Here is a 12,583-nt window from a genome sequence, read left to right as displayed (position 1 = left end):
GCAGCGCGGCAAGCGCCGCCCGGCCCGGCAACAGCAATCGGAGCCGGCTAGGCAGCTTGCGTGGCGGGGGCTGGTGCAAAGAACGCAAGGTGCGAAGATCCATCGGCGTTCATGCTATCCGCCAAGCCGGAAATAGGTGGCCGTGGCGGAGAACTGCGAGCCGTCGGCCTCGATCTCCTCAAGGATCCTGGGCAACAGCTCCGAGGCCGGCGTCGGCCTTGAGAACATGGCGGCCTGGATGTCCTTGGGCCCGGTGATCACCAGCATGATCTGCGGCACCGCCTTGCCGGCCGCCTTGTCTGCGGCGGCAAGGCCGATCGGGATATTGAAGGTCACCTTGTCGGTTTGCGCCACCATGCGGTCGTCAAGGTTGAAGGCGACGCCCTTGTGGTCGATCAGCATGATGTTGGAGACGAGTCCGCCGCCCGTATAGAGCGCGCCGCTGACCGGCGCACCATCCGGGATCGATGTCTTGTCGAGCACAAGCTGCGGCTTCGCGGCCGAGCTTCGGTCGAGCAAGCGCAGGAAAGTCGGCACGCCGCACTGGGAGAGGGTGATGAGGCGCACGCTGATGTCCGGCTCGATGTGGAATCTCGTCTTGAAATCGTTGAGCAATTGCTCGAAGGGCGGGACCGCCGTTCCGTAGCCCTCGATCGTGGGGGCGCCGCCGGGTCCGGATGTCACGTTGGCGTAGAAGCAATTGCCGCCGCTGAAATCGCGCACCCAGGAGCGCTGCTCGTTCCACTTGGCCATGTCGTCTTCCGGTGACGGAAGCGACGGCTTCGGCACACTGATGGCGACATCGGTACCGGCCTGCTTTGTCGCCGGCTGTTGCGGCTGCTGCGCTGGCCGGGTTGGCGCGGTCGGCGTTGCCGGCTGGCTGGCTGTCGGGGTCGACGCCTTGGGCGCGGATGGCGGAGGGGTCGGCTGCGTCGATGCCTGGCTTTGCGAAGCCGAGGACGGGGCTGCGTTCGGCTTGGGCAGCTTGGAAAGCTTGTCCACGAGGTCTTTCACGCTGAGCTTGGCCGCCGGCGGATTTGCCTCTTGCGCCGGCTTGTTCTCAGCCGCCTGGCTTAGTTCCGGCGACTTGACCGCCGGCTCGCTTGCCGGTTGCGCCGGCTTCTGGCCTTCGGTGGCCGTTGGCCCGGGAGCCGGCGCAGGCGACTGTTGCACCGAGGGCTGCACCGGCTTGGTCTCGACCTGAGGCGTTTGGCTTTTGGCCTCGCTCTCCGGCTGCGTGGCTGGCTGCTCGGCGGGCGTCTTGGCCTCCGCATCAGATTGGGCGGATGGCTTCGCCGTGTCGGATTTCGGTGCTTCCGGCTGAGGCGCGGCCGGCGCCTGCGGCTGAGGTTTCGGAGCCTGGTGTTGCTGCGCCTCGGCCACTGGTTTGGCGGTCTCGGCGGCCGGCTTCGGTGTCAGGGGCTTGGATGTCTCCGCCACCGGCGTGGGCGCCAGGACGCCGCTGAAATAGAGGCCCGCTGCCGCCAGGACGGCGATCGCCGCAGCGCCGCCGGCGATGGCAGGCATGCGCGAAGGCTTTTTGGGCGCGACCGGTGCGGGCGCGCTGGCCGGAGGGGCTGGCGGCGTGGGCCGTGGCTCCGACAGGTAGGCGGGGCGCACATGCTCGACGAAACGCGGCTCGCCGGAAGGAGCAGGTGTCTGGCGCTTGGAGTCCGGCGGCGCCGTCCACCCGGCGCGTGGCAGACCGGAGCGTTCGCGCGCGCCGAACGGCACCGGCGGGGGCAATGTCGGCTCGAGATCCTCACCGCGCGTTGCTCGGGCGATCTCGGCCATGCTGGCCGGCCGGTCGCGCGGATCCGGCTGCAGCATGGCTTCGATCAATTCGTGGAAATCGGGATCGATATCCGACAGGTCCGGCACGGTCCGGCGTTTCTCGATGACCTCATATTGCGAGCCGCTCATGTCGAGCGGCTTGCCGCGCAGCGCCGCGGCCAGCACCAGGCCGAGGCTGTAGATATCCGATTGCTCGCTGACCTCGCCGCCATAGAGGCCGAGCTGCTCCGGCGAAACATAGTTGTATTTGCCGGCGAATTTTCCGCCGATCAGCGTTTCGCCGCCGGTCGCCGAGCGCGCGATGCCGAAATCGATGATCTTGGCCCGCTCGACCCGGCCGCCCGGCAGGATGATGTTGTCAGGCGAGAGGTCGCGGTGCACCGCGCCCGCCTGATGCACGGCGCTCAAGCCAGAGGCGAGGCGATGGCAAAGCCGGCGCACGTCGTCGCTTGGCATCGGTCCGCGCCGCATGATGTCGAACAGCGACTGGCCGTCCACGAACTCCATCGCGAGATAGGGGCGGCCGATCCCCGGGTCGATGGTGAACACGTGGTAGCGCACCACCGCGTCATGCGACAGGTGGTTGAGGATCGACGCTTCCTTGCGGAACAGCGACAGGATCGTCTGGTCGCGGGCGAATTCGGGCAGCACGATCTTGATCGCCACATGATCGCCGGTCTGGATGTTGTGGCCGCGATAGACTTCGCCCATGCCGCCCGAGGCGATCCTCTCGTCGAGTTCGTAAATGCCGCTGAGCTGCGTGCCGACGCCCGCATAGGTGACGTTCGCCGAGATCCGGGTCTTGTCGTCGTCGCTCATCTGGCCAGGCCCTCCACTGCGGACCGATCCGGATGGGGCGCGCCGTTGCGCCCGCCGCCGATCTTCACAAGTACGATGGTCACATTGTCGGTACCGCCGCGCGCCAGCACCGTATCCAGGAGGGCCTGGCATGCCGCCCGCGGCGTGCCGGACCTGGCCGCGGCCTCGATCTCGGCGTCGCTGACATGCGCCGTCAGCCCGTCGGTGCCGAGGACGAAAACGTCACCCGGCATCAATTCGCCCTGCTGGAAATCGATCTCGAGCTCGTCGCTGACGCCGACCGCATGCGTTATCACATTGCGGCGCGGCCAGGTGCGCGCTTCCTCCTCGCTGATCATGCCGCGGTCGAGCAGTTCCTGCACCTCGGTGTGATCCTTCGAGACCTGGAAGATCGAGCCGTTGCGCACGAGATAGATGCGGCTGTCGCCGGCCCACAGGCAGGCGAAGCGTCCATCCATGGCAAGAAGGGCCGCGAAAGTGGAGCCGATGGTGATGCCGCGCGATCGCGATATGCCCCGGATCTCGGCATTGGCGCGGCTGAGCCTGTCCTCGAAGCGGGCGCGAAGGTCCGGGGCCGAGCTCGCGATGCCGATCGTCGCCAGATGGTCGACGATACTGGCCGAGGCGACCTCCCCGGCCTCATGGCCGCCCATTCCGTCGGCCACTACCCAGAGCCCGGTCTGCGGTTCGATGAGGTAATTGTCCTCATTGTGGTCGCGCACGCAGCCCTTGTGGCTCACGCCGAAGCTGTCGATGGGAAGGGCGACAGTGCTCAATTTGCCACCAAGCGCTCAGCGAGCGTCCTCTGTGACCAGCCATGGGCCGCGTGCCCACGCCACTCTGCCACAAGCGTGTACATTAGAGTATCGAAATGAAGGCTGGGGCTGGCCATCTCAAAACGCCTTCGGACAGCTGAAGCCTGACAGAGCTGGCAGGACGAGGGGGTTGGCCCCGGAGCCGGCCTGGATCGTGTAGGCGACATCGCGTCCACCGATCACGAAACGCGCCTCGGTGCTGGCGCCGTCGCCGGTGATGGTCGCCTTGTCGAACAGCCGCTTCAACGCCCACGGCCCCTCGAATTTGAGCCCGGACTCGCGTCCCGGCATTTCCGGCATGAGGCTGAGGCTCGCCGATCCGGACGCGGCGCCGCTCGGCCATGTCACGATGCTCGGCGCGTTGCCTGCCTGCGCGCTCTGCACCGTCTGCCCGTCCACGTTGAGCACCGCGCTGTCGGCTTCGCTGTTCAGCGAGGTGGGCGTGAAGGTGATCGACACCAACGGCGTCGATCCGCCCGACGGGAAGAAGGCTGCGCGGATTTCCGCCGCCGCCTGGAATGCCTTCAAGGTCGATTTCGCCAGATCCTTGCTGGAACGCGCATTCTGCTTCCAGCTCCATTCCTGTCCGGTCATGTCGATCAGCGGCGCAAGGTTTTGCGCGAAGAAGCGGTCCATCAGGCCTCCAGGCGCAAACAGCTTGGCGAAATCCGCCATCGAGATGTCCTCGCTGCTGTCGCGGGCGAAGGGATAGCGGCCGTTGACAGCCTCCTCGCAGGGGCGCGTCACCGTCTGGTCGAGGGTCTGGTTGAGATTGGCGACCGAGGTCTCCGCGACATTGCCCTCGAATTCGTCCGCCGCCGCGTTGACCATGCGCGCCAGCGGCTTGGGCAGGCGCGAGACATTGGCCCGCAAGGTCGAGATCTGCAGCTGCAGATTGGCGTTGACGCGCTCGGTCTGCGTGGGGACATCGGCAGCGAGCTTCAGGCTCTGGAAAATGTCGTGGAAGTTCTGCGTCAGCGCATCGAGCGGCCGGCGCCCGGGGTTGCCGCTGACCAATGCCTGGAACGAGCGGAACTGCGCCTCGACGCTCGCGCCGGCGTTCTGCGCAACGGCCGAGCTGGCGCCGGCGCGGCTCTGCGACTTGCCGCCGGCGATCTGCAGGCCGATGCGGGCGAGGCCCTTGGCCATGCTCGGGGGATCCGGCTCAGCCGTCCCGGTGTCGCCCTCGCCGGCACTGTCGCCCTTGGTCAACGCGGTCTCATTGGCGATCGCCGTGAACAGCTGGTCGAGAGGCGAGTCCGGCGCGGCGAGGGCGGAAAGGGCGAGATATTGCGGCTTGTCCTTCAGCATCGCCCTGAGCTTCAGCTGGTCGAGCACGCCGTTCCAGGCGGCGGCGAATTCCTTGCCGTAGCGTTCGATGAGTTCAGGACCGAGCTTGGGCAGGTCCTGGTCGATACCGCCCTGTTCGCCGCCGCCGCCGAGCACCCAGCGGTCGTCGACGAGCATCTGCGCGATGCGCGATAGCTGCGGCAGGAAGAAGCGGTTGAACCCGGCACGCGTGTAAAGGCCGGGAACGCGGAGATCGGCGAGCTCGCTGCCGTCGATGCGCTCGAACAACAGCTGCGCTTCCGGACCGGCTTTCGCGGCGACGGAGAAATCCTGCAGCCTCGCTGCGTAGACCGCCGACTTGATCTGCGCCGAGGCGCGGTCGGCAAGACTCATTCGTCCGAGCGAGCGCTGCGCCGCCTCGACCAGCGGCTGGTTGAGCGCGAAGGTTGGATCGTAGGCGTCGTCGAGCGCAAGCATGGCGCGCAGATGCTTTTCGAGCTGCGCGCGTCCCTCGCGGTTGTTCTCGCCCGGATAGCGATTCTCCTCCCAGTCCTGCTTCATCCACGAGACGATCAGCTCGTCGTCGACCTTGGGCGCCTTGCCGCCCAGCATCAGGTAGATCTTGAGCGGCTCGTAAAGCGCGATCGGATCGGCCATCCTGGCCTGGATCGTCCGCTCGGCCTGCACCAGCAGGCGCGAGCGGAAGCTTCGCTCCAGCGCCTGCCGGTAGGCGGTCTTGGAGGCCGACAGCAGCCGCTCGCGCTGGCTGAGCCCGAACGTCTCCTCGATCGGCCTGCCCTGGTCGCCATTTTCGAAGCCTGCCGGCAGGTTGCGCAGCTGATCGAGCGGGCCGATGACGTTTTCGAGGTCGACGTCGGTCACCGTGGTGCTCTTCAGCAGGCTGTCGGCACTGTCGCGATAGTGCGCCATGGCTTGCCTTGTGGAGGCGATCAGCTCTCTGTTGGCGAGGAAGCTGAGGCCCAGCACTCCGAGGGCCGCCAAGGCTGCCAGCGCGATCGCGGCCAGGCCGCCGAACCTGGCGAGCCGGATGCGGCGCTCGGCCGCCCTATCGAACGAGACCCAGCCGGATTCCGGGAAGATCACCTTGGTCAGCAGGTCGTGCAGGAAGAAGCTCTTGCCGGCGCCGGAAAGATGCGCCTGGGAAGCGCTGCCGAAACTGCGGCCGATCGCGCCCAGCACCTGGTCAAAGGGCGTGCCTTCCTGGGTGCCCGACGAGAAATAGAGCCCACGCAGGCTGACATTGACCTGGCTGCGCGATGTGTCGAACAAGCTGCCGATGAACTGCGTTATCCGGTTCTTCAGCGCGCCGAACTGCGCCGGGAAGCCGAACAGCGCGATCCGCGCCACCGGGTCGGTCTCTTCCTGCAGGCGGTCGGCGACCTCTTCGGCGAGCCGCCTCGCCAGCCCGTCGAATTCCGCCGGCGCTTGGCCGGCCATATTACTGGTGCGGTCAGCGGTCTGGAATGTCGCGCCCCACACCTTGCGCCGGCGCGCCTCGTCGAAATCGCCGAAATAATCCATGAAGCCGGCGACGAGATCGGCCTTGGTGAAGAGCAGATAGACCGGGAACTGGATCTTGAGCGTCTCGTGCAATTCGCGCAGGCGGCTCCTGATCTCGGCGACATGCGCGTCGAGCTGCCGGTCGTCTAAGCCGATGAGGTCCGAGAGGCTGATGGCGAGGATGACGCCGTTGATCGGTTGCCTGGTGCGCTGCTTCTTGAGCAATCCCAAGAACGCCAGCCAGCTTGCTCTGTCGCGCTCGCGGTCGGACTCCTGCGTCGTATAGCGGCCGGCCGTATCGATCAGCACCGCTTCGTCGGTGAACCACCAGTCGCAGGACCGCGTGCCGCCGACACCGGCCACCGGCTGCGCGCTGCCGGAGCCGGCAAGCGGGAACTTCAGCCCGGAATTGACCAGCGCCGTCGTCTTGCCGGCGCCGGGCGGGCCGATGATGATGTACCAGGGAATGTCGTAGAGGAAATTGCGCTTGCCGCTCGTCCGCTTCAGCGTTGCGATGGCTTCGCTCATGCGCGCTTCGAGCACCTGGGAATCGTCGTTGCGCTCGTCGCCGCGCGCGATGGCCGCTTCCAGCGCCTTTTGCGCCTTGCGCCGCCGCCAGAAGCGGATCCCGTAGAACAGCGCGAGCGCCGCAACGGTGACGCCGATGATCGTGGCCCTCAGCCAGACAGGCCCGAGCGGGCGCGTTTCGGCGAAGCGGATCAGCGGTCCGGCGTACCAGACCGCCGCCGAGAAACCGGCAAGCGCGGCCAGGCTGAAGATCCGCAGCATCCAGCGCATCAGCCGCCGTTCTCCACGGCGCTGGTCTGCAAGCTCTCCTGTTTCGGGATCATCACGTCGACGCGGCGGTTCTTGGCGCGGCCGTCCGCAGTGCCATTGTCGGCGATCGGTTCGTCCTCGCCCTTGCCGTCGGCACTGAGCCGCGACGGATCCTTCACCTGCTTGGCCATCATTGCCTGCACGGCCTTGGCGCGAGCGACCGAGAGGTCGAAATTCGATTTGAACTGGCTCGATTTCTTCGGCTTCACATTATCGGTATGGCCGACGATCTGGATCGGCCCGGATTCGGCGTCAAGCGTGGTGGCGATGTCGGTCGCGATCGGCTGGAACTGCGGCTTCGGCTCCGCCTGGCCGGGCGCGAACAGAAGCTGGTTGTTGATCTCGACGACGATGAACGCGCCTTTCTCGCCGACGCTCAGTCCGCCGGCGGCGATCTCCTTGGCAAGGGCGGCGCGGATACGGTCGATCTGCGCGGTATCCGGAACTGCTGGCGGCGGCGGGGCGGCTTGCGCCGGCTCAGTCGGCGCCGCCACGCTGGCGCGCTCGATGGTGACGGGCGTCGATGGATTGAGCGCCAGCAGCTCGCCGGCAGTCGCGTCGCCTTCATCGGTGATTAGCACCCGCAGCCCGAAGAACGCCGCCGTGACCAGCGTCGCCGCGGCGGCCGCGACCGCCCAGAGCGGCAGCCGCGCCCTCGGCTTCGGCAGCGCCGCCGCCATGCCTTGCCAGTGGGGCGAGATGTCTTCGCCGGCGCGCGGCTTGAAGTAGCGCAGCGTGTCGTAGACGTCGCGTCGGACGCGTTCGAGCGTATCCCGTTCCTTGGCCAGCCCGCGATACTGGCCCTCGAAGCCCAGCGACAGGCAGGCATGCATCAGTTCGAGCAGGTCATAATGCGCTTCCGGCGTGGCGAGGATGTTGTTGAGCGCTCCGTAGAAACCGGCGCCGGTCGGTTGGGTGTGAAAGAACCGCGCCACCAGGGCGTGCTGAAGCCAAATGTCCTTGCTTGGCCAGGGCAGATTGCCGACAAGGTCGTCGGCGGTTTCGCAAAGCGCGAATTTGGCGATGCTTGCGTCTTCCTCGGCCACGCCTGCCTTTGCGATAGCAAGGTCAAAGGTCTCGATCGCGTCGGCAATATGCTCCGCCAAGGGTGCGGCTTGCCGGTCGACCGGCATCAGCCGCAATTGACCGAGAAGCATCAGCAGCGGTGCCGCCGCGGCAAGGATCGGATTGGCGGCAGCGTATTTCACGCCGGAGGCGGCGTCGAGCAAGGCATCCTGCTGCACGCCCGGCGCCGCATTCGCGGCTGTTCCCGAAGTTGGCCCTTGGAAGAGCACCGTTCCGGACGACCAGCCGGTGGGCATCTGCCGGCCGCCACCGGGATCGAACACCGTCGCTTCGCGGGAAGGCGATAGGGCTGGCCGCCCGCTTTCCGGCCCGGATCCCTCGGCAGCCGCAAGGGGTTTCTGCTTCGGTCGCGGCGCGCGGATGACGGTCTTGTCCACCGGCCCGGAGGGGTGGTCCTTCGAGCTCATCGGCGGCGCCCCGCGTTCAAGCCGCAAGGGGCATGTTTTCGATCGGGGAAACGCTTTTCAGGCTGAACCTCGGCGGCGGGCCGCTTGGAAAGGCTCATCTCGCTGAAACATGACATTGCTGCACACGCCCCAAGCCTCGCCGCCTTGCCCGCCGGGCTGGCGTCCCTGTGCATTCTAGTCGCCCGGATACTCAATTGAAACGGGCCGCCGATTGAAATCCGGAAGCAAGATGCTCGAAGCGGCAGCTTCTTCTATGAGGCCCGTCACATACGGCAGGCGCGGTCCGTGCCTGCACGTCTATTTCTGCTTGTCGGCCTTGGCGTAGGCCTCGGCGAAATAGGCGAGGAAGACATCCAGCATGCCGTTCTCATGCTTGTCTTCCATCGCCCGCCATGTCGCGACGAGCGCATCCCAGGCCTGGCTCTTCCTGGACGAGAAGGACGCCGGCGGAATTTTCTTGGCGATCGCCTCCGGCGACAGGTCGTCGAGCAGCCGCGACAGCGCCGCCTGCATGGCGGCATAGGTTGCGATCTCATGGGCCTTCAGGTCGCGGAACGCATCCTCGATGCTGCGCCTGGCATCGAGATAGCCCGCCCTGCGCTTGGCGAACATGATCTCCAATATGTCGTCGGCGCCCGGCACGAATTTCAGCGGGTTGTTGTCCTCGGCGCCGATCATCGTGCGGTTCGCGCTCTTGGCGAGCACCTTTGCCGCCGCGCGCGCCTTGAGCAGCAGGGACAGTTGCTCGACCGTGGTTCTCAGCACCGCGCCGATCTCGGCCGCGACCTCATGCGGATCGCGCGCCTGCAGCAAGTCGGGAGCGATGCCCGCCGCCCTGGCGATCTCCCGCAACATCGCATCCGCTTCCGCGGGCCGATTGGGTGGGGCTGCCGGCCCCGGCTGTTGCAACGCCGAGGATGTCGACACCGCCGCCGCCCCGGCCGGGCGCTGATCCGTCGGATTGAAGAACGGCTCGTGGCCGGGATCCAGCGGCCGGCCGGTCGAGGGCGGCAGCTCGCGCTGAGTCGATCCGGTCCTGGTCTGCGGATGTCCGGTCGCGGCCCGTTCGTCTTCGATCGAAACGCCGACGACGTAGCGGCCGATCAGCAGCCGGTCACCCTGGGCCAGCCGGTGCGGCCCGGCCATGCGCTGGCTCGAGCCATTGATGAAGGTGCCGTTGCGCGAGAGGTCGTAGAGCCAGAACGAACCCGCCTGGTAGCGGACCTCGCAATGCCGGCCCGAGATGAATTTGTCCGGATCGGACAATGTCCAGTCGCAATTCTCGCGGCCGATCTCGAAGCTGCGGTCGCGGGCGGCATAGTTGGCGGCGGTGCCGGCCGGCAGCCTGTCGACATTGCTGATCTGCAGAGAGATGAACATCCGGAAGCGTCGCCGAACTTGGTCAACAAATGCTTATCTTGCGCGCAATTCCGGGCTGAAAACCATAGAGCGCCCTTCCGGAATTGCTCTGCTATTCTAGCAGCTTGCAAGCCGAGCGGGAGAGGAGCGTTTCACACCGGCGCATGGGCGCGCTTTAGCCATCGCTATTATTTGGCCTCCCTCAAACATGTGCTAGGCTGACGCGGATACGGTGCGGTGAACTCGAACGCTCCCGAACGTGATGCAGTTAATAGAGCGGGGGCTTCAAACCATCACACTGGCGGCCGCGTCGAGGAGGGGCACGACCCATGCCGAACGAACGTGCCACGGTTGTACAGACGCCGGCTGGCGCCGATCTGACATTCACCCATCTCATCGGCCGCGATGAGATCAGCCGCTGTTTTGCCTATACCGTCGGCTTCGTCTCGAAAAACCGCGACATCGACCCGCTGAAGATGCTGGGCGGCGTCGTTTCGGTCGAAGGCGAATCCGATCCGAAGCGCTGGTTCAGCGGCCTCGTGTCGGATTTCAAGCTGACGCGCATCGAGGACCGGCTGGCTTTCTACGAGGCGACCGTCAGGCCATGGCTCTGGTTCCTCGGCAACACCACGGATTGCCGCATCTTCCAGAACATGACGGCGGTGGAGATCGTCGAGAAGATCTTCTCGAAATACGGCATCGCCAAATTCGAGAAGCGGCTGCAGGGTTCCTATCCCCAGCGCGAATATTGCGTGCAGTATGACGAGAGCGATCTCGATTTCGTACAGCGGCTGCTCGAGCACGAAGGCATCTTCTATTTCTTCGAGCATGACGAGGGCAAGCACACGGTCATCCTCTGCGACGCGATGAGCAAGCTGAAGCCGGCGCCCGGTTACGAGAAGGTGCTTTACAACTTCGAAGGCCAGGCCTCGCGGCGCGATGTCGAATACATCACCGAATGGATTCCGGGCAGCGCGGTGCGGCCGGGCGCCTATGCCCACACCGACTATGATTTCGAGAAGCCCGGCGCCGACCTGATGGCGAAATCCGCCCAGCCTTTCGCCCACAAGGAAGCGTCCGGCGAGAACTATCGCCAGCCAGGCGCGCATCTCGATGTCGGGCGCGGCGACAAGATCGCCGGGATCCGTCGCGAGGAGCTTCAGGCCGTGCATCAGCACAGCACCGCGGTTGGCACCGTGCGCGGCCTGTTTTCCGGCTGCAAGTTCACGCTGGAGAGCTTTCCGCGCGACGACCAGAACCAGGACTATCTGGTGGTCAGCGCCGAATACCGGCTGTTCGACCCGGGCTACCGGACCCAGAACGAGGCCCACAACGAGAATTTCAAGATTGTGCTCGGCGTGTCGCCGACCAAACTGCCTTACCGGCCGCCGCGCATCACGCCGCGGCCGATCATGCGCGGCCCGCAGACGGCAACCGTCGTCGGCCCATCGGGCGAGGAGATCTTCACCGACAAATATGCCCGCGTGAAGGTGCAGTTCCATTGGGACCGGCTCGGCAAGAAGGACCAGAACTCATCCTGCTTCGTGCGCGTCTCGCAGACCTGGGCCGGCAGCAACTGGGGTTTCATCCAGATTCCGCGCATCGGCCAGGAGGTCATCGTCGACTTCATCGAGGGCGACCCGGACCTGCCGATCATCACCGGCCGCGTCTACAACGCCTCGCAGATGCCGCCCTACGGGCTGCCGGGCAACGCCACGCAGTCGGGCTGGAAGTCCAATTCCTCGAAGGGCGGCGGCGGTTACAACGAGCTGATGTTCGAGGACAAGGCCGGCTCCGAGCTGGTCAATTTCCAGGCCCAGAAGGACCACCACCTGCTTATCAAGCACGACCGCAACAAGACGGTTCAGCACGACCAGTCCGACCGCATCGACCACGACGCCAAGCATTCCGTCGGCCACAACCTCGACGAGGACGTGGGCAACAACAAGACGGTCAAGATCGGCGTCGACCAGACCACGAACATCGGCTCGAACGACACCGAAACGGTGGGCGCGAACCGCTCGCTGACGGTGATGGCCAATGAGACGATCCATGTCGTGGCGAACTCCAAGGAAAATATCGACGCCAATCATTCGCAGACGGTGGGTATTGTCCAGACGATCACCGTGGGAGCCGCGCGTATCGATACAGTCGGGGCCGCTGAGACGCGAAGCGTCGGCGCAGTACAGACCAATACGATCGGCGCGTCGCGGAGCGTGACCGTGGGGGCAGAGCAGAGCCATACGATTGGAGCTGCGGACAACTGGACCATCGCAGCAGCGCAGAGCGTGCAGATAGGAGCGGACCAGGGGTTTAAGATTGGCGGTGCACAGAGCTCAGAAATTGGAGCGGGCCGAAGCACAAAGATCGGCGCGGACGACACTACGGAAGTTGGCGGCGGTCGAGCTCTTAACATTGCAAAAAAGAGCCAGGTGGACATCGGCGAAGACAGTGTGGTCAATGTCGGCAAGAAGCTGTTGATCAATGCGACAGACGAGATTTCGCTCGTATGCGGCGATGCATCGATCACCTTGAAAAAAGACGGCACCATTGTTGCCGACGGCAAGGACATCACGATCAAGGGCAGCGGCAAGATCAATATCAAGGCTGGCGGCGATGTGATCGTCAAAGGAAGCACCATCAACAACAATTGAG

General features: G+C 65.4%; 6 protein-coding genes. 1 reads left to right on the top strand and 5 read right to left on the bottom strand.

Annotated elements, in window-relative coordinates; translation table 11 throughout:
* Positions 1 to 114: 114 nt before the first annotated feature.
* The 5 genes from EJ069_RS19680 to tagH form a co-directional block, all read right to left on the bottom strand.
* Complete coding sequence (locus EJ069_RS19680) at positions 115 to 2,613, bottom strand: serine/threonine-protein kinase (protein ID WP_126062728.1); 2,499 nt, start codon at positions 2,611 to 2,613, stop codon at positions 115 to 117.
* The gene (locus EJ069_RS19675; protein ID WP_126062727.1) at positions 2,610 to 3,389 is read right to left on the bottom strand and encodes a PP2C family serine/threonine-protein phosphatase; all 780 of its coding nucleotides are present in this window, start codon (positions 3,387 to 3,389) and stop codon (positions 2,610 to 2,612) included. Before EJ069_RS19675 ends, EJ069_RS19680 begins: the two co-directional genes overlap by 4 nt.
* A gap of 117 nt (positions 3,390 to 3,506) precedes the next feature.
* Positions 3,507 to 7,037, bottom strand: coding sequence for a type VI secretion system membrane subunit TssM (tssM, locus tag EJ069_RS19670; RefSeq protein WP_189475887.1), 3,531 nt, complete (start codon positions 7,035 to 7,037; stop codon positions 3,507 to 3,509).
* Positions 7,037 to 8,569, bottom strand: a complete 1,533-nt coding sequence (gene tssL / locus EJ069_RS19665; RefSeq protein WP_126062725.1) for a type VI secretion system protein TssL, long form — start codon at positions 8,567 to 8,569, stop codon at positions 7,037 to 7,039. The genes tssM and tssL overlap by 1 nt, the downstream gene beginning before the upstream one ends.
* Positions 8,570 to 8,866: 297 nt before the next feature.
* Entirely contained in the window at positions 8,867 to 9,949 is a 1,083-nt protein-coding gene (gene tagH / locus EJ069_RS19660; protein ID WP_126062724.1) for a type VI secretion system-associated FHA domain protein TagH, read from the bottom strand.
* A 308-nt stretch (positions 9,950 to 10,257) separates the two neighbouring features.
* Here tagH and tssI point away from each other — a divergent pair, with 308 nt between their 5' ends.
* Positions 10,258 to 12,582, top strand: coding sequence for a type VI secretion system tip protein VgrG (gene tssI / locus EJ069_RS19655; protein WP_126062723.1), 2,325 nt, complete (start codon positions 10,258 to 10,260; stop codon positions 12,580 to 12,582).
* Position 12,583 lies beyond the last annotated feature (1 nt).

The organism is Mesorhizobium sp. M2A.F.Ca.ET.043.05.1.1 (assembly GCF_003952445.1).
Lineage (GTDB): Bacteria > Pseudomonadota > Alphaproteobacteria > Rhizobiales > Rhizobiaceae > Mesorhizobium.
Note: the sequence above shows the minus strand (reverse complement) of the source record. Positions and strands in the feature narration are given on the sequence as shown.